Here is a 24,523-nt window from a genome sequence, read left to right on the forward strand (position 1 = left end):
ACATTAATGAACAAATTCCATTTTTTCTTCGATTTTATGAAATTTCTCATAAAATTCCTCCGCTGAAATCGGTTTGGAGAAATAGTATCCCTGCACTTCATCACATTTTTCTTTATGAAGAAGTTCTACTTGTTCAACTTCTTCTACACCTTCTGCTACGACGGATAGCTGCAAACTTTTGGCTAGTGTAATAATGGCTCTGACAATCGATACTTCCGTTGTATTAGGATCTAAATCTTTAATAAAAGACCGGTCAATTTTCAGCGTATGAATAGGCAGCTTCTGAATATAGCTAAACGAGGAGTATCCTGAGCCAAAATCATCAATTGAAATAAATACTCCTGCATCTTTTAAGATTTGTAGCTTTTCGATTGTTTGCTCAACATGCTTCATCGTTACACTTTCTGTAATTTCAAGTTCTAAATATCTTGATTCTAACTCTACTTCACGCAAGACACCTAACACATAATCAACAAAATCAGTTGTGCCAAAATCCACGCTTGATATGTTCACACTCATTTTTAAGGGAGGAAGTCCTTGAAGCTGCCAATACTTATTTTGATGGCACGCTTTTTTTAATACCCATTTCGTCAGTGTAACAATAACGCCTGTTTCTTCAGCAATCGGAATAAATTCTGCGGGAGAAATGACGCCCATCTCGGCATGAGTCCACCGGATTAAAGCCTCCACTCCAACAATATGGCCACTTTGAATATTGACTTTCGGCTGATAGTGAAGCTCCATTTCGCCCAGCTCAAAAGCCTTGCGTAACCCATCTTCAATTCTCATTCGTCGCGTAGTATGAACCTGCATTTCTTTTTGATAAAACAGATAATGATTACGCCCTTGTTTTTTGACTTCGTACATCGCTAAATCAGCATGGCGAACTAGCACTTCAAGTAATTTTCCATCTTTAGGAAATAAACTAACTCCGATGCTTACCCCTAAATAAACATCTCTCGATAGCACTACAAAAGGAGTGGATAAGCAGTCATTTAATGATTGACAGATTTTTTTCACTTCTTCATCAGTCCTATCATGCAGTAAAACTAAAAACTCATCTCCTCCAAAACGCGAAAGCACATCTTGGTTTCTTATGCAGCTCTTCATTCGATCAACAACCTGAAGCATAAGCTGATCTCCAGCATGATGACCAAGCGTGTCATTTACCTGTTTGAAACGATCTAGGTCTAAAAATAAGAAATGAAGCTTTTTTCCTGAAGCAGCTGCTGAATCAATGGATTTCTCTACAATGCTTGAAAACATACTTCGATTTGGTAAATCTGTTAGCATATCGTGAAAAGCCATATATTGAAGCGATTCTTGAGCTTTTTTCTGTTCCGTTACATCTCTAGTTACTGTCTGAAAAAGCGTCTCTCCATTAATTTGAATGAGCGTAGATTTTACTTCTAAAAAGAGTTCCTTACCTAACGCATTAAACATTTTCAATTGAGCTAATGGAGATCTTGGCTCATCTTTTCTATCCTTTACTGCCTTCAATCCTTTTTTAATATCGGGAACTTGTTCAGATGAAAAGAAATCATATAACGATTTACCAACGAGCTGGTCTTCCGTTACTCCTAAAAGCTGAATCATAGCATCATTCACAGACACGACCTCTTCTTCTCGATGGACCATAATTGCCAATGGAGAGGAGTAAAACAAGTTTTCATAGCGATTTTTTGCTTCAATCAACGTTTTTTCCGCTTCACGCTCTTGCGTCATATTGCGGATATACAACATATACTCAACCGTCTCTTCAATTCCTACCGCCATCACCGTTATCTCAACCGTAACTTCTCTATTACTTATCAAAAGGGAGTGCTCAGTTCGTCCATCTTGTAGAGAAGAAAATTCGTAGAAGGGCAGCAGCTTAACAACATTACTCCCGATTACATCTGATGCTTTAAGAGAGAAAAGCGTTTCCGCTGCATAATTGAGCGATAAAACATGTCTTTTTTCATCGATCACCAAAATAGCATCCAGAGCGGATTCAAAAAAAGCCCATTTTAAAACTTCTTGTTTTTGTACGCGTCGATCCATAAAAATGGTTAAAAACACAGCCGTAAAGAGGCAGACAATAAAAAAAACAATAACGACGGATAAATATATTGGATTTAAGGCAAAACCGTTTGAGTGTTCAGACATTGACATTCCTGAAAAAGAAGCTGCCTGCATGCCCGTATAGTGCATACCTGCAATAGCAATGCCCATAATAGTAGAACAAATAACCCTAGCAAAAACGGTAAGCTTCCCTTCATTTAGCTTTGAATAAAAACCAAGCCACAAAGCTGTATTAGAAGCAGCAACAGCAATAAGAATAGAGAGAAAAACGATAAATGGATCATACGAAATCATAATTGGCTCCATAGCCATCATGCCCAAATAGTGCATAAAAACAATTCCCGCTCCCATAAAGCTCCCTGCAATGATAAGTGCTTTTATACTTTTCTTTTGTTTGTGAATGAGGTAGAGACCTATATAACATCCCGTTATCGCTCCCAAGATTGAGAGAAGAACAAACCATAAATTATATGAAACATCTACGGGCAGGTGAAAAGCAAGTATGGCGATAAAATGCATTGACCAAATGCCTATCCCCAATGTAAATGCCCCGCTGATTAACCAAAACTGAATAAATTTTGCCCGGGAAATTTTCACACGATTAGCTAACCCAAAAGAAGCGTACGCCGCAGTAATAGCGATAAGGAAAGAGAGTGTAACGAGTAACTCATTGTACGTCCCTTCTAGTAAATGTGTATGATGATTCATTCATGACCTTCCTTCAATTCGTTCTTTTCTTTGTTATCGGTTAAGGCCTAAAAATATTTACTATTTCAAAAGAACTTATGCTTGATTTACTTCTTACCTTTTGAACGTCCTGACAATATCGCGCTCACTTTTTCCTTGTTGACAGTGTATAAACAAGTACAATCATCTGACTCATACGCCTCTTCTAGTTGAAACGAAAATTTTTTTAAAAGAGTAATTGAATCTTTATTATTAGGATCAACTTTTGCTTCAATTTCTTGTATACGAAACTCTTCAAAAGCTTTTTCTAGCAAAAGGCAGAGCGCTTCTGTCATGAGACCTTTTTTCCAAAAAGGTCTGCCTAAATCATACCCAATCTCTGCTTGCTTTTTAACATAATCAATACGGTTTAGACCGCAGGTTCCAATGATCTCATCGGAAGTCTTTAATCGAATAGCATAGCGTGTTGCTTTCCCTTCTTTCGTCAAACTTTGGAGAAGTGCAATCATGCTTTCCGCTTGATAAAGCGTCGTAAAGGGCTCAATATTCATATATCTAGTAACCTCTTCATCCGACCAATATTCAAAAACTTTAGAAGCATCTTTTTTTTGAAGAGGAGATAAATATACCCTCATCTATGTTCTCCCTCCTTTTGGTGAATGATGAAACAAGACATTTTCATCTGCGCCTCTTTCACATCTTAAAAAATCTCACATGGTGCACGGAACATGTGAGATTTGACATTTAACTATTTTTTGATTGTGCATCGCGCAGCTGCGTATATAAACGATTAATTGCTACAGTCATTGACTGTTCATAGGAATGATGATCATAATAAACGGCTATATTTTTTAACATTTCATACGTTTGATGATCAAGCTGCACCTCAAGCGTAATTTTTTCGTCAATTGTTGCTGTTTGCAAATGATGAGGCAAGTCCTCTTTTGTAGACACTTGCTCTGCAATATGAATTGCTTCTTCTACTGTTTCAATTCGGCCGTACTGATGCACCCATCTTCTGCCCATTTCAATTGTATCTTTTACAAACTGACGATTGGTAATGGTATCTTTAATATTAAATTGATGATCTGCCACATATACAGATTGATACAAGATGACACTGATCACTTCGTCTTTTAAATTTAATTTTCTCAGCTCATCAATTAAATCCGCTATATATTTAGGTAATGGACTAAATGTCCCTCGCACTTCCTTAATTAAATCCATAGCAATGGATTCAGTTGAATTGCGTTTAAATGCTTTTATAATATCTATCATTACATGTTCGTTTGCCATACATACACCACCATTTATGAATCGAATAATTTCATGCTCCTTGCTGTTTTGCATAGACATTCACTATTCGTTTAAAATATATACTATTATTCTATTATATAAAAAATATGAATAAGTTGGTATAGGATGAATGATTTATCATTATTTTTTCATAAAATTTTATGAAAAAGAACATGTTTATCTATTACTAGCACAAATCCAGCACAGCAAACAACAATCTCGCCAAAATCTGAGAAGATAAGTATTTATTATTAGTAAATGTGAGTTTTTCTTTGATAGAAGACATTAAATAAAAGGGAGCAAACCAATTCCGCTTATTGAAGTATATGGTCAAAAGATTTTTAGATGTTAGATGACAGAAGATATCCAATATCAGCAATTAATCTCCTTCCCTGTTCATTGTCACTTAGTCCATCTATCAAAACAACGGCATAATATGTTTCGTTACCTCGCATGAGAATAGCACTATCATGTTCTGCTCCCTGTAGTTCTCCAGTCTTATTCGCAGCTTGAAACGCTGATCCTATACGTGCTGGAAGCTTATGCTGAAACTGCTGCATTTCTAACATTCTCATTATTTTTCCGCGACTAGATTTTTGCAAAAGGTTTCCTTCATATATTTCCCTTAGACACTTTACTACGTCAGAGGCACACGTATAATTATCAATCCCTTTTTCAACAGCGATTTCGTCCATCATATAGCGGTTTAAAACGGTTTTCTTTAATCCTAGATTTTTAGCACATTCGTTAATTTTTTCAAATCCTACTAAAGAAATGAGTTCATTTGTAGCTGTGTTGTCAGAAACAATTATCATAAGGGTAAGCAGCTCTTCTACTTTAATATGTGTTAACCGCGGAAGAGCTCTAAGTACGCCTGCTCCGCCAACCGTGTTTTTTTCCATTCTTTGAATGACAGATGTTAAAGCCAAGATGCCCGCATCAATTTGACGAAACGCTTCTATTGCAAGCAGCAGCTTGATTGTACTTGCTGCTCGTTGTTGGATAAAAGAATTAATCTGTATGGATTCTTTTCCTTCAATATGAATACGTATAAGTCCATTATTACTCCGCTTCCATGTAGTAACTGCATCTTCGATTTTCATTCTCGCTCTTTCCATCATTTTGTCGCAGCTGTTTCAATATAGTTGTTACTCATTATCTTTTGATTGTATAAGTGACAGGATACAAAGTGATTGTCTTCAACTTCCTGCCACTCTGGCTTTTGAGTCTTACAGGCTGCTACTGCAAGAGGACAGCGCGTATTAAACACGCAGCCAGAGGGCGGGTTAATTGGACTCGGTAATTCTCCTTTAAGAACAATCCGCTTCCGATTATCCTCAACGTCAGGATCAGGGATAGGAATAGCTGACAGTAGAGCTTGAGTGTAAGGGTGAAGCGGTTTTTGATACAGCTCCGAACTTGTTGTTAATTCTACTAAATGCCCTAAATACATAACTCCAATACGATTGCTTATATGCTTTACCATCGACAAGTCATGTGCAATAAATAAATAGGTTAACCCTTTTTCTTTTTGGAGTTTTTTTAATAAATTAACTACTTGAGCCTGTACAGACACATCTAAAGCAGAAATAGGTTCGTCTGCAATAATGCATTCTGGATTTAGTGCTAAAGCTCTCGCAATCCCTATACGCTGGCGCTGCCCGCCGCTGAATTCATGAGGATAGCGATTGGCATGATCACGGTTTAGCCCGACATCTTCTAGCAGCTCATACACGCGGTTCAGCATCTCTTTTTTATTCGAATAAAGTCCGTGAACCTCCATTGGTTCTGAGATAATCTCCTTCACGGTAGAACGAGGGTTTAGTGAAGCATATGGATCTTGAAAAATCATTTGCATATTACGATGAAAAGCAAATTTTTCTTTCTCTGATAGCTCATGCACGTTTTTCCCTTTATAAAGCACCTCTCCTGATGTACGGTTATACAACCCAATGATTGTTCGCCCCGCAGTTGATTTTCCGCAGCCGGATTCACCAACAAGTCCAAAGGTTTCTCCTTTTGAAATATGAAAAGACACGCCGTCTACTGCTTTCAAAACCTGCTTATTCGTAATCGAAAAATATTTGCTCAGCTGCTTTACTTCTAACAAATGCTTCGCTGTCATAACTGCCACCTCCTAATAATAGCGCCGGGCTGCGCACAGCTCTTCTTCATAAAGCGTTTCTTTTAATTCAATCAGTTCAACGGTTTTACCTGTTTTAGGTGAATGAAGCATTTTTCCTTCACCATAATAAATACCAACATGGTGGATAGACCCTTCACCTTTTTCATGAGCGAAAAACAGCAAATCTCCAGGTTGAATAGAGGCTAACCCCACTTCTTTTCCTTGCCTTGCTTGATCGGTTGCATCCCTTGGAATAAGATATCCGTTTGCTTTATGAGTAGCATAGGCAAACCCGGAACAATCATATCCCCAGGCACTCATGCCACCCCATAAATATGGAAGATTCAAAAACTGTTCTCCTGCTGCAATAATCCTATCCCCAGTTCCTTTTACTTTACGGTTTCTATCCTCTATTACAACAGCATCTTGACGTTTTATTCTCCCACTGCCAACCGGCGTTTGAACTTCTAGCCATTCTTTATCTTCTTTTAAAAGAGGCAGCTGCGTTTGATAACTAATTTGCAAGGCTTCTTCCGCTAGGTGCAGGGTCGCAATCGTTGCTGATACCACCGCCGTTGGTTTATTCAACGGAAAATATTCAGTTTGAGAAATCAGTTGGTGAAAAGGAACCCACCCGGGATATCCTCTTTCATCTTTAGAAGAAAACTGAGAAGGAATAACGATTTTTGCCCATTTACCTTTCATTTCTGTTACATATACTTCTTCTCCTAGTAACAGCTGCGTTTGAACTAAATTTTTCTCACAAAGCTCCAACCGGCGTGTATACGTTAATTGTTCTAGCCATTTATCCAGTTTTACTGGGACACTTATTGCATTGTCATCTATTTCTCTGCTAGAGTCATAGGAAGTCCAAACAGTCGCCACAGCTACACAAACGTAATACGTTTTTTTATCCATCACCTATTTATCCTCCCCGCAGGTTTAACCTTCAGCGTTCGACTTTATCTTTTGGTAATGTAATACCGGATTCAAATTCCACCATTCGTTCATAAGTCGACATCGTGGCATAGCTTCCAATCGCCACAGCTGTTTGAGGCGAGCAATGCCCGATGCGAAACCCTCTCATCACAGGTTTTTTTAAAGAAGTCAGGTAACTTGTTAATGCCTCTTCTAAAGAAAGCGACTCCGTACGTTTTTTAGGATAGCAGTTATGAAAATCTCCCATAATAATTCCCGCTGCATCCTGCAGTTTATTGGCCATATACAGCTGTGTCATCATGCGGTCAATTTCATACGGCTCTTCATCAATATCTTCAATAAATAAAATTCGATTTTTTGTATCTAGCTCAAATGGTGTGCCAAGCGTGCTTACCAGCAAAGTCAGATTTCCTCCTATCAGCTGACCAGTTGCTTCTCCTTCACAAATGGTGTCGAGGGGACTAATTTGATCCGTATAGCACAAAGAACGGTGAGAAAATAATTGATAAAAAGCTTGCTTCGTCTCTATATGAACATCTTCTTTTCCGAGATCCGACGAAAGCATTGGCCCGTGAAAGGTAACCAAACCTGTGCGCTGATGAATAGCCGTATGTAAAAACGTAATATCGCTATATCCCCAAAAAACCTTTGGGTTTCGCTTAATTAAATCGTAGTTTAATTGCGAGGCAAGTCTAGCAGTCCCGTAACCTCCGCATGCACAAATAATTGCCTTTACTTTCTTATTGGCAAACATCGCATGTATATCGGCTGCTCGCTGTTCATCAGTCCCTGCCAAGTACCCGTTTTTTTTATATAAATGCGCGCCTGTTACTACGTTTAATCCTATTTCCTTTAAATATTCTATTCCTTTTTTTAGATTGTGCTGATTAGGCGGACTAGCAGGTGCAATAACAGCTACTGTATCACCTTTTTGTAATGGTTTTGGTTTTATCATTTGTTACACTCCTTTTGTGTAAAGAAATGAAGAAAGTGAAACTTGGGTCAGAAGGGTATTGAAATCCCCTCTGACGAAAAGTTCCACTTTACTGTTTATCTGCCCACTTCAAATCTAAATAGCCAACAGGATGACGAACAATTCCAGATACGTTATCTTTTATTAAAAACACATAGTTGTAGAAATGGATAGGAATGATTGGCATCTCATCAAATAAAATACCTTCTGCTTTATACATAAGCTCAAAACGTTTTTTATTATCCGTTTCGTTCATAGCTTGTTTAATTAACTCATCATATTCTTTATTGCTCCAAGCTGTACGGTTCATTGAATGACCCGTCTGGAAGCTCTCTAAAAAGTTAATTGGATCTGCATAATCAGCTAAAAATGAACTTCGTGACAGCTGAAACTTTAACGCTTTTTGTTCTTCTTGGAAAACATTCCATTCCATATTGGCAAGCTTCACATCTACGCCTAGATTTTCTTTGAACATTTGCTGCAGTGCTTCTGCTATTTTTTTATGCGTATCGTCTGTACTGTATGTTAGCGTAATAGCTGGCAGCTTTTTATATCCTTCTTCTTTCATTCCTTTTTTCAGAAGTGCTTTTGCTTCTTTGCTATCTGTTTTTAATAAATCGCCGCCCGTTTTACGGAAATCCTTTCCATCTGCATCTTTAAATCCGTAAGATACGAACCCACGAGCTGGTTTTTCTTTATTTTTTGTAACAAAATTAACAATTTGATCTTGATCTACAGCCATTGCAAATGCTTTACGGATATTTTTGTTTTGAAAGGGCTCTTTATCTAAGTTAAAGCGATAGAAGTAAGTTCCCGCTTGGTCTTCGATATGAACATCTCCATCTTTCAGCAGCTTTTCACTTAAATCCGATGGAATTTCAGAAACATCTAGTTCTCCATTTTGATACATTTGATATTCTGTGTTTGTATTTTCAACAATTGCCCATTTTACCTTGTCAAGCTTTACATTTTCAGCATCCCAATACTGATCGTTTCTTTCCATGACTAGATTACTGTTATGCTTCCATTGAGTTAATTTGAAGGGACCATTAGCAACAAACGAGTCTGCTTCTGCAAACCATTTCGGATTTTTTGTTGCTACTTTTTCATTAATTGGGAAGAACGCTGGATTGGAAACTACGCTTAAGAAATAGGCTTGAGGGCTCTTAAGCGTAACTTCAAAGGTTTTGTCATCTAGCGCTTTTACCCCTACTTGATCAGCACTACCTTTACCCGTATTAAATTCTTCTCCACCTTGGATGAAATAACCTAAAAATGCCGCTGGTGAACCCGTCTTAGGATCTAACAGCCTCTTCCAAGCAAATACGAAATCACTTGCTTTCACGTCATCTCCATTTGACCATTTAGCATCTTTTCGTAAATGAAACGTATAGACCTTTTTGTCCTCAGAGATATCCCATTTCTCGGCCATTGCTCCTTCAGGCTCATCGCTTTTTCCTAAACGAGTCAGCCCTTCCATTAAGTTATTAAGCATATTCCATGAATATGAATCAAATCCAATAGGCGGATCAAAAGACGTAGGTTCTGCGCCATTATTCATATAAAGGACCTTACCGTCTTCTTTTGCTGTACTGCTTTTCTTTTCTGGCTCCGCGCCTGAATCTTTTGTGGCCGTACAGGCAGCAAGTGCAAATGTAAGTACACACATCATTAGTAAAGACCCTATTTTTTTCATCATTTCCCCCTCTTTCATAAGTTCTCTATTCATCTATAAATCTAGCTTATAGTTGTTACAAATTTTTGGGCTCTCTCATCTTGAAGCCAGCAGTGCACTTGGTGACTTTCTTTCAGCTTTGTTGACGTAGGATACATGCGGTCACATACTTCCATTACGTAAGGACAGCGAGGTGCGAACGAACATCCGGATGGAGGTGCAAATAAATCGGGAGGTGATCCTGTAATAGGCACAAGTTCACTTTCGTATAAATCTAACCGAGGAACTGAACGCAGCAATCCTTTTGTATACGGATGCTGCGGCGTATAAAAGATGTCTCTTCTTGTTCCAATCTCTACAATCTTTCCTGCATACATTACGGCAACACGGTCAGCTACCTGAGCAACTACACCTAAATCATGGGTAATTAAAACAATAGAGACATCCGTTTTCTGCTGAATATCCTTAAACAATTCTAAAATCTGCGCTTGTATCGTGACGTCAAGAGCTGTGGTAGGTTCATCAGCAATTAGCACTTCGGGATTGCATACAAGAGCCATTGCAATGACAATACGCTGTCTCATTCCCCCGCTAAATTCATGAGGATATTGCTTTAGGCGTTCTTTGGGATTTGGAATTCCGACTAGCTCCAGCATTTCAAATGCTTTTTCTTTGGCTTTTTCTTTTGAAATGTTTTCATGTTGCATAATATTTTCTGCAATTTGCTCACCTACGCGAAGAGTTGGATTAAGCGCAGTCATGGGATCCTGAAAAATCATCGAAATATCAGCGCCTCGAACGTCTCGCATTTTCTTTTCTGATAGTTTCGTTAAATCCTGGCCTTTAAATAAAATAGATCCGCTTGTGATCCTGCCCGGAGGTGTCGGAATTAACCTCATAATACTTTGAGATGTCACGCTTTTTCCGCACCCTGACTCTCCGACAATCGCTAGTGTTTCTCCTTTATGTAAATCAAAACTAACGCCTCTTACAGCTTGAACTCGCCCTCCGTAAGTTGAAAACTGTACGTGTAAGTTTTTGATTTGGAGCATTTTTTCCATTTGCTTACCTCCTTAATTTCGGATCAAGTGCATCTTGCAGTCCGTCTCCAAGGACATTAAAAGCAAACATGGTAAGAGAAATAAAAAAAGCGGGAAAAAACAAACGCCACCAATAGCCTGATAGAATCGTTGATAAACCATCGTTTGCCATTACTCCCCAGCTGGCATAAGGAGCTTGTACACCCAGCCCTAAAAAGCTTAAAAAAGCTTCAGCAAAAATGGCAGTTGGTACGGTTAGTGTCATTTGAACGATAATCGGTCCCATCGTATTTGGAAGCAGGTTTCGCTTAATGATACGACTAGTTTTTGTTCCAAACGTTTTGGATGCAAGCACGTATTCATAGTTTTTTATTTGCAATACTTGCCCCCGTACAATTCTCGCCATCCCGATCCAACCTGTAACGGAAAGTGCCACAATAATCGTAGAAAGCCCGGGGCCCATGACTACCATTAGTAAAATCACGACTAATAAATAAGGAAGACCGTATAAAATTTCAATTACGCGCATCATGACATTATCTGTTTTTCCGCCTTTGTAGCCTGAGAATCCCCCGTAAATGACACCGATGATAAAATCAATAAGCGCTGCCATCAGTCCTACAAATAAAGAGATTCTAGCCCCGTACCATGTCCGGGTGTACATATCTCTGCCTAAGTCATCCGTTCCAAACCAATGACTAGCTGAAGGAGGAAGATTTTGCTCTGTAAAAGAAGCTTTCGTTACACTGTAGGGTGAAAACATAGGACCGAATATAGCCATCACAGCGAGAATGACTAAAAAAAAGAGACCCAGCATGGCCAACTTGTTTTTTACAAGCCTGCGCCAAGCATCATGCCAATAAGAAAGACTCGGCCTTACAACTGCTTCAGCTTCAGATTTCTTTTTTTTCTTTGGCACAAACCACTCATCAGGAATTTGCTTATACTCCTGTTTTTCCAGCACGTTATCCCTCCTTCTTATACAGTTTGATTCGTGGATCAAGTATTCCGTAAGCAATGTCTACTAAAAAAAGCATAATGATGAGAATCGAACTGTAAAAGACCGTCGTGCCCATAATTACCGGGTAGTCTCTCGTATTAATACTGTCCACAAAATATTTTCCCATGCCAGGAATAGCAAAGATTTGTTCAATAACAAATGTGCCGGTTAATACGCTGGCCGCAATCGTTCCAAGAACTGTTATAACGGGCATTAAAGCATTTCTAAGCGCATGCTTAAATACAATTTTTACTGGTGAAAGCCCTTTTGCACGCGCTGTTCGAATATAATCTTGAGTTAGTACTTCTATCATACTTGAGCGAGTCAAACGTGCAATAATAGCCATAGGACCTGTGGCAAGAGCTAGAGTCGGAAGAATCATATGTAAAGGGCTCGTCCACGTAGCGGCAGGTAAAATTTTCAAATTAACAGAAAGCTGTTGAATTAACAACGTGGCCATAACAAAATTTGGAACCGACAATCCGATAACTGCTATGCTCATCGCCATGTAATCAATTATTCCATTCCTTCTAAGAGCAGCGATAATGCCTAGTGTAATACCGGAAATTACCGCAAGAATTAACGTCACCATTCCAAGTTCAAATGACACGGGAAACCCTCTTCCTAGAAGGTCGTTAACCGTTTGAGACGGCTGTTTAATGGAAGGACCAAAGTCAAAGGTAACAATGGATTTTAAATAAAGAATATATTGCACAGCTAGCGGCTCATCTAAGTGATAAAATGATTCCAGGTTTTTTTGAACTGCATCGCTTGTCGCTCGTTCTTCATTAAATGGAGATCCAGGAATCGAATGCATTAAAAAGAAGGTTAAGGTCACAATTACCCACAGCGTAACAAGCATGGATAAAAATCGTTTCAGAATATAACTTTTCACCTTTATCCCACCTTCTAACAGAATGTTGTGCGCGTAGCTAATTCAGTCATAACAAGCATGGCCTGATAAGCTTCTAAAATATCTTTTGCTTGAAACCGAACGGTCGTCGTTCCAGGCTCAATTTCTGTTCCCGGCATTAAATGCGCCCACTCTGCTTGACCGTAATTTGCAAATTCTATTCGTAAGGTTGGATGTTTAGGTGGAATTAAAGGTTTAACAAGGTGTTTGTGTTGAATAGCTGCGGCTGTTTTTTCTTGAAGTAATTGTTCTGCTTTCTTAGGGGTTAATGTTTTGGCTGCAGAACGTGAAATGGCCTGTTTGACGATAGCAGTCGTCACGTTTGGAATAAGCTGCTGTGCTTCCAGCGCCGTTTGGTCATCACCGGCTACCATTAAAACTGGCACGCCGTAATAGCCTGCGACGTATGCATTGAAGCCTAACTCTCCAATATTCGTATCGTCTATGTACATATTGCGAGCACCAAATATCATCGAATGAGACATGACACCAGGCATGGATGCTTTAGCATGATATCCTAGAAACATAGCACCATCAAAAGTCTGATCTAATCCCTGTACCATTGAATATGGTTTTACGCTTCCTGAAATAAGCTGAGTTTCTGGATGAAGCCGTTCAACAAGGAGATTATTCATACTCGAATGACTGTCATTTACCACAACTTCTGAGCACTGTTCTCTAAATCCTGCATAAATTACTGCATTTGCTTCATCCGTCATTATTTTGCGGCTTCTCTCATAATTTTCTTTCTGTCGCAGAACATTTGTGTGATCGACGAGTCCCGTAATTCCTTCCATATCAACCGACAGATATAGTTTCATTTGTCTTATTCCTCCTCCTTCCTTGACTGTTAGTCAGTTCATTATAAATTATTCTTATGTTTATAATTTATAATTGTAAGAAAATTATAAATTATCTTTCTTCTTTTTACAACAATATATTGAATTTTTTGACACTTTATTCGTCTTCCTTTTAACAAGATATCGCTTACAAATTGGAAATCCCATGGTAAAATAATAGAGCAGCCTGTTGGTTCATTCAGCCGCTCGTCGGCATTAATTGAGGTGTTAAGAATGTTTCGAGTTTCCATTGCTTCACTACAATGGTTTTTATTTATGATCTCTAATAGTATGATTGTTCCTATTGTAATTGCTTCTCAGTTTCATTTAAACGCAGCGGATTCTATTCAATTTTTACAGCGAACGTTATTTATTTTAGCTTTATCCGGGCTCTTGCAGGTATTTATAGGGCATAAATATCCCATCATGGAAGGGCCAGCTGGTGTTTGGTGGGGCGTCTTTTCTCTGTATGCGAGTCTTGGAACGGTTCTGTTTGGTTCTCACTCTGAAACGCTCCGCGTACTGCAGTTCACCCTCCTTATAAGCGGGATAATCGCTATTTTGATGAGCCTGCTTGGTCTCATTGATAAACTAGCAAAATACTTTACCCCGACAGTTACCGGTACATATTTGATTTTATTAGTGACGCAGCTCAGCGGTTCCTTTTTAAAAGGAATGTTTGGTATTACAGAAACGAATTCAGCTATTAAACTTCCTATTGCGCTGGCTTCAGCTGCGATTTTGCTGCTGACTTTTTATTTATTATCACACAGGACGTTAAATAAGCTCAGCATTATTATTAGTATTGGTGTAGGCTGGGGAGTATTTGCAATACTAGGATTAGCTAAACCTATCGAGTTTCAGGCGCAGTTATTTTACATACCTAAAGTGTTTGTATTTGGAGCTCCTCGCATTGAATGGAATATGGTTGTCACTGCTTTTTTTGTGACGCTCATTTTAATTACAAACATGCTCGCTTCTATTCGTGTTGTTGAGTCTGTTTATAAACACAAAGGAGAAAAAATTGAAAAAGACAATATTAAGCGTTCCGGGATGGTTTCGGGTATAAGTCAGCTGCTTGGAGGATTGTTTTCAGGTGTCGGTGCCGTTCCTATTTCAGGTTCCGGTGGATTTATTTCAGCTACAAATCTTTATAGCCGAGTTCCTTTTATTGTAGCATCGTGTCTTTTGCTTTTTTTGAGTATCTTTACTCCTTTAACATCCATTATGTCCGCTCTTCCTCCTGCTGTCGGATACGCGGCAATCTTTCCTGTTTTTACAGGTATGATAGCTCTTGGAATTGGAGAATTCAAGCATGCCAAACAGCCCGAAAAAGCAATGAAAAAAGCCGGTATTGCGTTGCTGTCGGGGATAGGGGTTATGTTTTTGCCTTCTCAAGCTTTTTCAACACTGCCACCTTTAGTTACTACGTTTTTAAGCAACGGATTAGTTCTTGGCACAATTATCATTCTTGCACTGGAAATTTCTGAATCCATTTCTTTGAAAAGACAAGGTGCAAAAGAGGGATAAAAAAAAGAAGCTGAAACCCAGCTTCTTTTTTTTACCTTCTTACCGTTAATCCTTTTAGTTCATCGTCTGCCATAGCCAGTTCATAGAATTCTCCCGTTTCATCATGTGCTAAAACATAATCCAACTCTTCCTGAGCAGAAGCAGTTTTTCCAAGAACAGCTAGATAGCATGCCAAGTTATAGCGAATAAAAAGATCTTCGTCTCCACTTTCTACTCTGGTTATCATAAGCGAAGCTGCTGCTTCCGTTTCACCTTCTAAATGATACGCGATACCTAAATCAGTATACATCCCTTCATACTCTTGACGCTGTTCAATCGCTTTTTGAAGAAGCTGAACAGTTTCATGATAACGTTCTGTTTTATTATACAGTTTTGCTAGTCCTGCATATATGTCAGGCTGATAAATCTCCTGTTGAAGTAATTCTTGAAAAGCTGTCTCCGATTTTTCTACCTCTTCAAGGCTACTCAAAATAAATGCCCGGTATATCTGCAAATCTATATGATACGGCTGCTGTTCAAGAAGTTTTTGAACTAAGTTTAGCGCTTCATGTGCAGCCTGTTCATTTTCATGGATATTAACGAGTATATTGGCTAAATGATAGGCAACATCAAAATCCCAGCTTTGATGCAGCGATTTTTTCAGCACGGTGATGCTATCTTCAATTAATCCTTTCTCTTCGTAAAAAGCCGCAAATGCATGCACAGCCTCTTTATTATTCGGATCCGTTTTTATAGCAAGTTCATACAGTTCAATCGTTAAGCCAAGCAGCGTAACCGTTTTTGCTTTTGCTTTGAACTTTGCTAAGCTTCGTTTGAAGATAGATCCTTGCTGCTCTTCTACGATCGAATCGGCATACTCATTTAAAGCCTCGGCTGCATTTTTAAATAACAAGCTTTTGCTGTGTTTTTCCATTTTCATCTTTTTTAAATCTGTCGTAAGCCTAGACAGTTTTTTTCCATTTGGAAAGCTAGACATGAACGTTTGAAATAGAGCGTAATCTTCCGGATTCTCACTTAGTAGCTCTGTAAGAATTGTTCTAGCTTCTTCATATCTATGCTCCATGATGAGCCATTTTGCCTGATGGTGGCGAATAGCAGGATTCTGTGGATCTAGTTCAAGCGCCTTCTCTAAATACGTTTCAGCCTGTGAAATGTCTCCTTTTAGGCGATACACATGAGCCTGGCTGTCAGCAAGCCACTGAGGCAAAACGATTTCCTTTACGCTTTTTAATACCTCTAACAGCTCTTCATACTCTTTCTCTGTTTCACAAAGTGAAGCTGCGTGCTCAACGTTTACTTCCATAGGATTCAGCTGTATCCATTGAAGCAGCCAATTCCTTTCAGCCGTTCGATTTTGTTCTTCACAAGCCATTTCAGCAAGCTTCATACAAGCGGCTTCAAATGTTTTATCAAGAGTTAAGCATTTTTGGAAGGCCTCTTTTGCTTCAGTGATGCGATTCATTGATTGATATATTTCACCTAACCGATAATATGGCAAAGCATCTTGCTTGATACGAAGCGCTTGTTGATAAAGTTTCTCACTTTTTGTTAGCTGCTTGGCTTGTTCGTATAATATGCCTAAGTAGCACATGTACAAAATCTCATTAGGGTGCTCTTGATGTTCTGCAGTTAAAAACTTAATTCCACGAGTCAGTAAGGCCGTGTCTTCTAAATAACTCGTATATGCTTCTAACACTTCAGCTAGCGCTGTTTGAGCAAAATGAATTCCTTCTTCATAAAGAGCAAATCCAAACTCTATCGTTTGGTCGTCTAGATTCTTCTCTTTTGCTGCATCCAAAAGCATGCTGCCTGCATCCAACAGGACGTCGCTGTTCGATGAAAACTTCTGCGCAATAAGCGTGAGCGTATCAACGGCCGTTAAATGTTCACCTGTTTCTAGATACGCATAAGATAAGCCCAAATACATAAGGGCATCTTCTTCTATTTTTAAGCCTTCTTTATACAGAGCAATAGCTTCTTCGTACCTTTGATTCGCGACGTATAAATCGCCTATTCTTCCTCGAATTGTCATGTCGCTTGGGAGATGCTTCATGCCTTCTTTGAGATAGCTTTCAGCTTCGTCTGTTTTTTCTAGTTGATATTGTAGCAAATCAGCTATCGAAAGATATGGATAAGGAACAGTCGGCAAAAGCTGTTTAGCTACTTGAAATCCCCGGTAAGCTTTACGAAACTTTTTTAAATGTTCATCACAACGGGCTCTTTCAAACCAGCTGTGCGCATCTTTTGGGTTTTCTTTTAATAACGCGTCGAAAAGATTTCTGGCTTCTGCATATCTTTCTTTCTCCATTAAAATAAGTCCGTGATTGATTTGTGTATAAGATTCATCGCCATACATATTTAAGGAAATGGTCGAGCATTCAAAAGCCTTTTCCAGGTTTCCTTTGTACATATATGCAAGTGCTAAATAGCTCCAGTTCAAATGCTGCTCTACGTCTAATTGCAGGGAGCTGCGCAGTGCTTCAACAGCCTCATCATACTTCTCTTCATCCAGCGCAATTCTTCCTTTAAGATAGTGATAAAAAGAGCTATGCTTTTTGTTATCTATGTGGTGTAACAAGGAAGATGCTCCCTTACTGTCGTCAAGTTTAAAAAAGGCATATGCAGCGTGAAGCTTAAGATAATCATGATTGCTATACTTCTCTAACACATGGTTAATACACGTACGAATATAGGCTTCATGCTCTTTTCTATACAAATGCTTCATACTGTAAATAGCGGCAAATGGAACATGCTCATTTGCTTTTAGTAAAGAAACGAGATCATTAATGTGTGCCTCTTCATTCGCTTCAACTAGTTCGATTAAGTCATACAGCTGACGAATAAACACATCTTGCTCTTTAGAAAGTGAAGCGAGATCCGCTGCCGCTTTAGAAGCAACAATTGATAAAAAACCCGAATTAGCGTAATGCTGATCAAAATTTTTATATTCTACATACGTTGGACTTAGAAAATTAGCATCTTGTACATGAAAAAGTTCAAGTTCATCATCATAGCCAAATACAACTTGAACATGGGAAGCTTGTTCAAATTCCAGACTGACCAAAATAGGCAGCCCTTTGTCTAATAGTTCTTTAAACTGTTCAACTGTGCCTGTAAAAAACATCGCTGCAAAGCCAAGAGATTCAAAGTAGCTCACCGCAGTTGATAATTTGGAGCCTAACCCTCCGTAAATACGCGTCCCAATCTCATCCTGTGTTTTTTCGGTATGTAAAAGCCTTAACATCATACTCATACTAGCTGGCACGCAATAATTATCTTTTTGAACAATCGGTACAATAGGAAGCTTGATTGTACTGCATTTATCGTCTGTATTCTTTCCAATTAATTTTTGATAAGGTGAATCTTTTAAACATCGCTTAGTCGAGAGCAGATGCGTAAGCTGAGATTGCTGCTTCTGTTCAAAATAAATGTCGGCGCGCAGCAGCGTAAAAAAGTCTTGATAATCGTGATAGGGTAACTTTGAATCGATAAATTCAATCGTTTCAAGCAAGAGAGAATACTCTTTTAAATCTTTTAATCGCATCACTTTATCCATATATAAAGACGGAAGCTGTGGGTAGCGGACAATAGCCTCGTTAATTTTTTCAAGCGATTGTTTATGCTTCCCTTCATACGCATATAAGTCTGCGAGCATTGCATAGCAAAAATCTCCATTCTCCTTATATGTCGTTCCTTCTTTTAAGCAGGCTTCAGCTTTCATTCTGTCGTTGAGCTGCAAATGAAAATAGCCCCATCTGTCAGCCATACCCTTTTGATTATGGGACGTTACTTGTTTCATCCACTCAGAAGCTTCATCCACTTGTTTCATTTCTAAAAGAATTCTTACCTTTAAAAAATAGATTTTCTCAAGCTGTTCCTCTTTAACTGATTGCGTATCCAGCTGAGAAATTAATAAAGAAAGTCTATCATCAGCGTCGAGTATCTTGCCTTCTCGCAGGAGATCATCACAATAAAGAGTTACCATTCGAATCGAGCCAAATCGACGATATCCATATGTCGTTAACATTCGACTTAAACGATTTAATAAAGCTTCATCACAAAAGCGGATAAGCTCGTACAGCTCTTCTTCCGTTTGTAAGTTTGCTAACCATTCTTTCACAATACCCGTAAGGCTCTTTGGTTGAAGGCTTTGTACTTCTTCTGTTATATACGCTACAAGATCAAATATTTGATAATGATCCACCATGCTTTTTAATTTCTGATAATTTATACTCAATTCAAAACCACCTTATTCAATAAAATAAGAACTATTGCATCTGCTGTCTATAAATTGAAGTATAAGAAATTTCAAGGATTTTTTCTAGACACAATATAAATTTAAGTATATTGACGGGTCTTTAAATAGCAAAGAGCTGTCTTTTATCATAAGACAGCTCTATAAAATCACACTTCAGCTTTCTTCAGTTTTACGCCGCCTTCAGGCTTTGGTTTAATCGCTTTTAAAACTAAAATGGCACCTACCGCACTAACCCCTAGAGACGTTTGGAACACAGCCATGTCCGACCACTTCATAAGCAATGTATAAAGGGGAGGCCCAGCTGCTACTCCTACAAAGCGCATCGAACTGTAAAGAGACGTAATGGTTCCTCTCTCTTCCTTTTCAATTCCTTCTGTAATAAGCGCATCAAGACTGGGAAGAGCTGCTCCAATTCCAATTCCACCAAGCACTAAAGTGAGTAAAATACTAAAAAGAGACGTATTAAAAAATAAAATGATGAAAGAACATGTTAACAATAAGAAGCCAAAAAAAGCAGACCACTTCATAACGATTTTATTGTTTCCAACTTTTTTCCCCGCCACAAAAGAAGAAATAGATAAAGCGAGCAAAGGAATAGCCATCACTAAACCTTTTTTCGTATTCACAATATGATAACGCTCCTCTAGTATGGTCGATAGGTAAAATAAAACACCGAATAATACAAGCATAATAATGGCGCCTAAAATAAAAATAGCCATAAGCCATCCAATATTTTCTTTGAGCGTTTTCTTCAAATCCTTCAAAAACTGCTTAATACTTTTCTTTTTTTGTTCAGATTCAGAAGAACTATCATTTTTCGGAACTTTTACTAAAAAGATAACCAAAAGAATCGAAATAAGGCAAAGAATAGGAATGAACCAAAAAGGAAGAAACCAAATCATAGCCGCTAAAAAAGCTCCCAGTATTGGGCTTAGTACTTTCCCAAACGTATTAGCTGTTTCAATTAAACCTAGTCCTTTTGTAATTTCTTGCTCGTCTTTGAACATATCTCCTACACAAGGCATCACAACAGGCATAGCTCCTGCTGAACCTATTCCTTGAATCGCGCGGCCAATTAAAATAACCCAGAAAGGATTGGCCATTTGCCATGAAGCCCAGCCTGTTAAAGCCCCTCCTACTGCAGCAAGCAGCAAACTTGGAATAATAATTTTCTTGCGGCCAAATCGATCTGATAAATAACCAGCAATCGGGATTAAAAAAATAGCGAAAATTGAATAGACCGTGATAATCATGGATACCTGCAGCGAGCTTATCTGTAGACGTTTTTCAATCACCGGCAATACCGGAATTAACATTGAATTTCCGAGGGTCATGATAAGTGGCACAGAAGCAAGAGCAAGTAAATCCAATTTTTTTCTACTTTCCATAGCGTCCTCCAAACCTTACTTCTAATTAACGTCACAATCACACGTTTTTCAATTTAAGCTTTATAAAACCTCTCGTGTTCATTGATTTTAAAGCTTAACTATCTCATTACATAAGATGATGTGTATCTATATTTTTTAGCTAAAAAGGTGATTGCTATTCATGGTTTCACTGTTCTTCTTTAATTTATTAAACTTTGTTATTTATCCCTGTTAATACTTGTAAAATCGCATATTTTTAATCCTATATATGAAGAAGCGTACGAGTATCTCCGTACGCTTCTTCATATATAGGTGTCATCTTGTTACACTACTTCACCTCGATGCCCCTCTCCATCATACATAAACTGTTTATCAATGATATGTTCGATATATATGGTTGTCAAATCACTTTTTTTCACTTGAGCTACAATTAATCCTAACGGATCGCCAATGGTGAAGCTTGTTCCATTTTGAAACATTAGCAGCTGCTCATTTAAATGCAACACGCGCTTATAAATTTGCTCTTTCTCTAGGTTGCTGCGGCTCTTTGCTGCTTCGAGCGTTGAAAATAACAAAATGATTTCTTTTCCATTTACTTGTGTACGATACATACACGATCCACTCCTTATCACCGCTTTAAAATTATGCTGACTATACTTTTATTATAAACTAAATTTTCAGTTATTTTTCATCTCATAAGAAATTTTTTTAGTTATATTTGTACTACGCCTAAGTTAAATAAAAATTTAATTTTCAGAAAAGTTAAATTTTAATATTGAAATTTTATTTCTTCTTATTATATAATATAAACAATCATTTACCTCTATTGGAAATGATAATTCGAGTTTCAGCAGCATGAGGCTGCACAGTACTAGGGGGATTCAAGTTATGCAAAATGGTAAAGTAAAATGGTTCAACAATGAAAAAGGCTATGGCTTTATTGAAGTTGAAGGCGGCAGCGACGTATTTGTACATTTTTCTGCCATCCAAAGCGAAGGTTATAAATCCTTGGAAGAAGGACAAGAGGTATCTTTTGAAATTGTAGAAGGCAATAGAGGCCCGCAAGCCGCTAATGTCACTAAGCTATCATAAATAGATCTTTTTATTTTATAGTAAAAGAGACTCTTTTCCGAGTCTCTTTTTTGTTATACCTAGCGTTTGGCCTCAGTAAGCTGCTGTTCACATGTTTGAATAGACTGCATGCACTGCTGAAGAAATTGCTCGTCTACTCCTGTGCCATGAGCTTTGGCAGATTGAAGCTGTGCTTTTGCATCATTAAGCGCATTCGTTGCCTCTTCAAGCTGCTGAGGACTCATACTCATCGTAGCTGTCCCGATCATCTTTTGAGCAGATTGAATAGAAACTTCTACTTGCTTTAAATCATTATATCCTGTTGTTACTTCTTCATTTGAAAACTTATCCATTGAAAGAACACCTCCATATGGATAGAATGAAGCTGCTGCCGGCAAATTATACACGCTTACTTTTTAGTCAGCAAATCTCCATACTGCTTAATTTTTTCTCCTACGGTACACTCTTTAATACAAAACGTCTGAGCGTATGTTTTGCCCTTTTCTTTATTAAACGTTTTTTTTACAAAACAATCACTACAGTAGTAATCCAATAACTCCGTTACTTCTTCTAATAATTGTTTACGTTCCACTCTCGTTCATCTCCATTTCGTTCTGTGTGTTACACTTGCTTCCTGCTAGCAATTGGTATCCCTTGAAGAGCTTGAGTAGCAAGCTGATCAGCCTCTTCATTTTCCTTCCTTGAAATAGGCTCATATACCGGCCGGATACCAAGCTCCTGCATTTTATCTTCTATTCGATCTAAGTACCGATTAAACTCTTCTTCGAAACAGGGCCACTCCCCAGCCAGCTGATTTAATACAACCTGAGAGTCACCTCTAAACGTTACCGGTATATGATGAACACCAAGTTCCTCAAGCTCTTGTATTAAATAATAAAAAGCAGCATACTCTGCCTCATTATTTGATTCAATCTCTTGCAGCCTTGAGTTGCGTCGTATTCGGTAAGAGTTGTTGTTCTGTTTAAAATAAATCACAACCCCAAGCCCCGCTAAGAGCGTATCATGCTCATAGCCTCCGTCAAAATATGCCACAATATCGTGAGGCTCTGTCTGTACTTCCTGTAAGAGCTTTTTCGCTTCTTTTACAGTCCATTTTTGCTGCTGCTCATCAAGTAGAAAAATTTCCTTCGTTCGACCTGTTTTTTCTAAATCACCCACAATCATTAGCGCCTCATTCGCATCTGTGAAATCGGATGTGAAAATTAACTGTTTATGTTTCGAGGATTTATAATGCCATTCAATTTGGAAATTCATAACGAGCATTCCTTTCATCAGCAATTTTGAATTCAACACTTTTTCTGCTTTTTTGTATTTTATCTTCTATTATGTCTTTTCATGACAGTTTTCTTACCTAATAAGCGGATTTTAGCGTTTATACGTGCTAATATAAAATAGCTGAAGTACTTATGATACAATACTATTGATGAAAAAACATGGTTTAAGCTTATATTGTTTTAACAAGGAGGCTGTATGATGATTGAAGTTTATATAGACGGAGCCACTGCTGGTAACCCTGGTCCTTCTGGAGCTGGTATTTTAATTAAAGGAAATGGTGAACATCATCGTTACGCTATTGCTCTTGGGACAATGACGAATCATGAAGCAGAGTACCATGCACTTCTTCATGCATTAAAAATTTGTCTAGAAAAAAAGTATACGAGCGTATCTTTTCGAACGGACTCTCAGCTAGTAGACCGCGCAATGAACCAAGAATACGTTAAAAATAAAGCGTTTGCTCCTTTACTGGAAGAAGCCCTCAAATTGTCCAGTCAATTTGAGTTATTTTTTATAAAGTGGATCCCTAGCTCTCAAAACGCAGGTGCTGATCAGCTGGCCAGACAAGCCATTAATCAAAAAGAAGCAGGAATGTAATCCTGCTTAAATCATACCTGATGACTTTAAATATTGAATGGCTTGTTTTTGATTGCTAATACGATTTGATGTCAAATTCTCGAGGAGCGATACAAAAAAACTGCCGTCAAATTCTTTTTGTACTTTTAGTGTCCATTCAATTGTAAATATGACCATCTCGTCAGCTGCACGCGTATACTGCTGACCAAATGAAATAAATCCACGTGCATCTTCTGCTAAATGAAAGCCTTTTTCTTCAAGATAAAGAAGATACTCTTCAACGGTTTGAGCTGTTTTTGTCACTTTTTCGTCCCATCCTTTTGCAAAGGTTCTTCTTTATCTTAGCTTACTTTTGGCTATTTGACTATGATTTCCCTTCTAAAAAATAGCCAATCGCTCCAAGTGCTACTCCTAAAATGGCTCCGCCAATCACTTCTTCGGGCTGATGCCCAAGCATTTCTTTCAAGCGCTGTTCCGTCAAATCGTGAAAGCCTCCGTCTGGAAGACCCGCAAGCTTTTCAATTTCTTCATCTAACGTATTCACTTTAATAGTAATTTCGCCAGTCTGCCTTCGAATTCCTTGTGCATCGTACATCACAATAATTCCAAAAACAGATGCTAACGCAAAATCAATCGTAGAAACACCTCTTTTTAACGCTACATAGGTCGCTAAAGAAGATACGCCGGCTGAATGAGAGCTTGGCATTCCACCCGACGCAGCAATCATCCGCATATCCCATTTTCCTGTTTGATACTTTTTAATGGGGATTTTTAAGGCTTGGGCTAAACCGATTGATGAAAGAGCAATGACAATTCCTTTATTCATATTGCTTCACCTCATCTATAGTTTGCGATGGATTGACATCTCGTACCC

General features: G+C 38.3%; 23 protein-coding genes. 3 read left to right on the forward strand and 20 right to left on the reverse strand.

Going from position 1 to position 24,523, the window contains the following annotated elements; all coding sequences use genetic code 11:
- Positions 1–3 precede the first annotated feature (3 nt).
- The 12 genes from AC0KUU_RS12885 to AC0KUU_RS12940 form a co-directional block, all read right to left on the reverse strand.
- Complete coding sequence (locus AC0KUU_RS12885) at positions 4–2,772, reverse strand: bifunctional diguanylate cyclase/phosphodiesterase (protein WP_322551896.1); 2,769 nt, start codon at positions 2,770–2,772, stop codon at positions 4–6.
- 86 nt (positions 2,773–2,858) lie between these two features.
- Positions 2,859–3,386, reverse strand: a complete 528-nt coding sequence (locus AC0KUU_RS12890; RefSeq protein WP_043979389.1) for a GNAT family N-acetyltransferase — start codon at positions 3,384–3,386, stop codon at positions 2,859–2,861.
- 109 nt (positions 3,387–3,495) lie between these two features.
- Positions 3,496–4,047: a hypothetical protein gene (locus AC0KUU_RS12895; protein ID WP_013056190.1), complete on the reverse strand. Its 552-nt coding sequence runs from the start codon at positions 4,045–4,047 to the stop codon at positions 3,496–3,498.
- A gap of 341 nt (positions 4,048–4,388) precedes the next feature.
- Positions 4,389–5,150, reverse strand: coding sequence for a serine hydrolase (locus tag AC0KUU_RS12900; RefSeq protein WP_322551895.1), 762 nt, complete (start codon positions 5,148–5,150; stop codon positions 4,389–4,391).
- A gap of 14 nt (positions 5,151–5,164) precedes the next feature.
- Complete coding sequence (locus AC0KUU_RS12905) at positions 5,165–6,172, reverse strand: ABC transporter ATP-binding protein (RefSeq protein WP_043979393.1); 1,008 nt, start codon at positions 6,170–6,172, stop codon at positions 5,165–5,167.
- 12 nt (positions 6,173–6,184) lie between these two features.
- Positions 6,185–7,090 (reverse strand): C40 family peptidase, encoded by a 906-nt coding sequence (locus AC0KUU_RS12910; protein WP_043980573.1) that lies wholly within the window; start codon positions 7,088–7,090, stop codon positions 6,185–6,187.
- Between the two features lie 31 nt (positions 7,091–7,121).
- Positions 7,122–8,066: a S66 peptidase family protein gene (locus AC0KUU_RS12915; RefSeq protein WP_043979397.1), complete on the reverse strand. Its 945-nt coding sequence runs from the start codon at positions 8,064–8,066 to the stop codon at positions 7,122–7,124.
- Between the two features lie 88 nt (positions 8,067–8,154).
- Positions 8,155–9,798 (reverse strand): peptide ABC transporter substrate-binding protein, encoded by a 1,644-nt coding sequence (locus AC0KUU_RS12920; protein WP_322552492.1) that lies wholly within the window; start codon positions 9,796–9,798, stop codon positions 8,155–8,157.
- 23 nt (positions 9,799–9,821) lie between these two features.
- The gene (locus AC0KUU_RS12925; RefSeq protein ID WP_043979402.1) at positions 9,822–10,820 is read right to left on the reverse strand and encodes an ABC transporter ATP-binding protein; all 999 of its coding nucleotides are present in this window, start codon (positions 10,818–10,820) and stop codon (positions 9,822–9,824) included.
- Between the two features lie 4 nt (positions 10,821–10,824).
- Positions 10,825–11,763 carry an ABC transporter permease gene (locus AC0KUU_RS12930; RefSeq protein WP_025749326.1) on the reverse strand — a complete coding sequence of 313 codons (939 nt, stop codon included), beginning with the start codon at positions 11,761–11,763 and terminating at the stop codon, positions 10,825–10,827.
- Between the two features lies 1 nt (position 11,764).
- Positions 11,765–12,694 (reverse strand): ABC transporter permease, encoded by a 930-nt coding sequence (locus tag AC0KUU_RS12935; RefSeq protein ID WP_013056182.1) that lies wholly within the window; start codon positions 12,692–12,694, stop codon positions 11,765–11,767.
- Between the two features lie 14 nt (positions 12,695–12,708).
- Complete coding sequence (locus tag AC0KUU_RS12940; RefSeq protein ID WP_116371870.1) at positions 12,709–13,533, reverse strand: M55 family metallopeptidase; 825 nt, start codon at positions 13,531–13,533, stop codon at positions 12,709–12,711.
- 252 nt (positions 13,534–13,785) lie between these two features.
- Here AC0KUU_RS12940 and AC0KUU_RS12945 point away from each other — a divergent pair, with 252 nt between their 5' ends.
- The gene (locus AC0KUU_RS12945) at positions 13,786–15,081 is read left to right on the forward strand and encodes a purine/pyrimidine permease (protein WP_043979411.1); all 1,296 of its coding nucleotides are present in this window, start codon (positions 13,786–13,788) and stop codon (positions 15,079–15,081) included.
- Between the two features lie 31 nt (positions 15,082–15,112).
- On the opposite strand, the gene AC0KUU_RS12950 is transcribed toward AC0KUU_RS12945, so the two are convergent.
- The 3 genes from AC0KUU_RS12950 to AC0KUU_RS12960 form a co-directional block, all read right to left on the reverse strand.
- Positions 15,113–19,318, reverse strand: coding sequence for a tetratricopeptide repeat protein (locus AC0KUU_RS12950; RefSeq protein WP_322551894.1), 4,206 nt, complete (start codon positions 19,316–19,318; stop codon positions 15,113–15,115).
- A gap of 167 nt (positions 19,319–19,485) precedes the next feature.
- Positions 19,486–20,727 (reverse strand): MFS transporter, encoded by a 1,242-nt coding sequence (locus AC0KUU_RS12955; protein ID WP_013082387.1) that lies wholly within the window; start codon positions 20,725–20,727, stop codon positions 19,486–19,488.
- A 302-nt stretch (positions 20,728–21,029) separates the two neighbouring features.
- Entirely contained in the window at positions 21,030–21,317 is a 288-nt protein-coding gene (locus tag AC0KUU_RS12960; protein ID WP_013082386.1) for a hypothetical protein, read from the reverse strand.
- 277 nt (positions 21,318–21,594) lie between these two features.
- Here AC0KUU_RS12960 and cspD point away from each other — a divergent pair, with 277 nt between their 5' ends.
- Positions 21,595–21,798 carry a cold-shock protein CspD gene (gene cspD, locus AC0KUU_RS12965; RefSeq protein WP_013056175.1) on the forward strand — a complete coding sequence of 68 codons (204 nt, stop codon included), beginning with the start codon at positions 21,595–21,597 and terminating at the stop codon, positions 21,796–21,798.
- A gap of 59 nt (positions 21,799–21,857) precedes the next feature.
- Here the strand turns inward: cspD and AC0KUU_RS12970 are convergent, their stop codons facing one another.
- From AC0KUU_RS12970 to AC0KUU_RS12980, 3 genes are read right to left on the reverse strand one after another with little or no spacing between them, the layout of a single operon-like run.
- On the reverse strand, positions 21,858–22,130 hold the full coding sequence (locus AC0KUU_RS12970) for a DUF2564 family protein (RefSeq protein ID WP_013056174.1): 273 nt from the start codon (positions 22,128–22,130) through the stop codon (positions 21,858–21,860).
- 56 nt (positions 22,131–22,186) lie between these two features.
- Positions 22,187–22,369, reverse strand: coding sequence for a zinc-finger domain-containing protein (locus AC0KUU_RS12975; RefSeq protein WP_013056173.1), 183 nt, complete (start codon positions 22,367–22,369; stop codon positions 22,187–22,189).
- A gap of 29 nt (positions 22,370–22,398) precedes the next feature.
- A complete protein-coding gene (locus tag AC0KUU_RS12980) occupies positions 22,399–23,052 on the reverse strand; it encodes a ribonuclease H family protein (RefSeq protein ID WP_016763503.1) in 654 nt (217 codons plus the stop codon).
- A gap of 219 nt (positions 23,053–23,271) precedes the next feature.
- Between AC0KUU_RS12980 and AC0KUU_RS12985 the strand changes: the two genes are divergently transcribed.
- Entirely contained in the window at positions 23,272–23,670 is a 399-nt protein-coding gene (locus tag AC0KUU_RS12985; protein ID WP_016763502.1) for a reverse transcriptase-like protein, read from the forward strand.
- A gap of 6 nt (positions 23,671–23,676) precedes the next feature.
- Here the strand turns inward: AC0KUU_RS12985 and AC0KUU_RS12990 are convergent, their stop codons facing one another.
- A complete protein-coding gene (locus AC0KUU_RS12990; protein WP_013082383.1) occupies positions 23,677–23,952 on the reverse strand; it encodes a DUF6123 family protein in 276 nt (91 codons plus the stop codon).
- Between the two features lie 61 nt (positions 23,953–24,013).
- On the reverse strand, positions 24,014–24,475 hold the full coding sequence (locus tag AC0KUU_RS12995; protein WP_013056169.1) for a divergent PAP2 family protein: 462 nt from the start codon (positions 24,473–24,475) through the stop codon (positions 24,014–24,016).
- Positions 24,476–24,523: the final 48 nt, after the last annotated feature.

The organism is Priestia sp. ST2 (assembly GCF_055810735.1).

Bases quoted from the DNA above. Each gene is read 5' to 3' on its own strand.
- AC0KUU_RS12885 (WP_322551896.1), bottom strand. From the start codon at position 2,772: ATGAATCATCATACACATTTACTAGAAGGGACGTACAATGAGTTACTC.
- AC0KUU_RS12890 (WP_043979389.1), bottom strand. From the start codon at position 3,386: ATGAGGGTATATTTATCTCCTCTTCAAAAAAAAGATGCTTCTAAAGTT.
- AC0KUU_RS12895 (WP_013056190.1), bottom strand. From the start codon at position 4,047: ATGGCAAACGAACATGTAATGATAGATATTATAAAAGCATTTAAACGC.
- AC0KUU_RS12900 (WP_322551895.1), bottom strand. From the start codon at position 5,150: ATGAAAATCGAAGATGCAGTTACTACATGGAAGCGGAGTAATAATGGA.
- AC0KUU_RS12905 (WP_043979393.1), bottom strand. From the start codon at position 6,172: ATGACAGCGAAGCATTTGTTAGAAGTAAAGCAGCTGAGCAAATATTTT.
- AC0KUU_RS12910 (WP_043980573.1), bottom strand. From the start codon at position 7,090: ATGGATAAAAAAACGTATTACGTTTGTGTAGCTGTGGCGACTGTTTGG.
- AC0KUU_RS12915 (WP_043979397.1), bottom strand. From the start codon at position 8,066: ATGATAAAACCAAAACCATTACAAAAAGGTGATACAGTAGCTGTTATT.
- AC0KUU_RS12920 (WP_322552492.1), bottom strand. From the start codon at position 9,798: ATGAAAGAGGGGGAAATGATGAAAAAAATAGGGTCTTTACTAATGATG.
- AC0KUU_RS12925 (WP_043979402.1), bottom strand. From the start codon at position 10,820: ATGGAAAAAATGCTCCAAATCAAAAACTTACACGTACAGTTTTCAACT.
- AC0KUU_RS12940 (WP_116371870.1), bottom strand. From the start codon at position 13,533: ATGAAACTATATCTGTCGGTTGATATGGAAGGAATTACGGGACTCGTC.
- AC0KUU_RS12945 (WP_043979411.1), top strand. From the start codon at position 13,786: ATGTTTCGAGTTTCCATTGCTTCACTACAATGGTTTTTATTTATGATC.
- AC0KUU_RS12955 (WP_013082387.1), bottom strand. From the start codon at position 20,727: ATGGAAAGTAGAAAAAAATTGGATTTACTTGCTCTTGCTTCTGTGCCA.
- AC0KUU_RS12960 (WP_013082386.1), bottom strand. From the start codon at position 21,317: ATGTATCGTACACAAGTAAATGGAAAAGAAATCATTTTGTTATTTTCA.
- cspD (WP_013056175.1), top strand. From the start codon at position 21,595: ATGCAAAATGGTAAAGTAAAATGGTTCAACAATGAAAAAGGCTATGGC.
- AC0KUU_RS12970 (WP_013056174.1), bottom strand. From the start codon at position 22,130: ATGGATAAGTTTTCAAATGAAGAAGTAACAACAGGATATAATGATTTA.
- AC0KUU_RS12980 (WP_016763503.1), bottom strand. From the start codon at position 23,052: ATGAATTTCCAAATTGAATGGCATTATAAATCCTCGAAACATAAACAG.
- AC0KUU_RS12985 (WP_016763502.1), top strand. From the start codon at position 23,272: ATGATTGAAGTTTATATAGACGGAGCCACTGCTGGTAACCCTGGTCCT.
- AC0KUU_RS12995 (WP_013056169.1), bottom strand. From the start codon at position 24,475: ATGAATAAAGGAATTGTCATTGCTCTTTCATCAATCGGTTTAGCCCAA.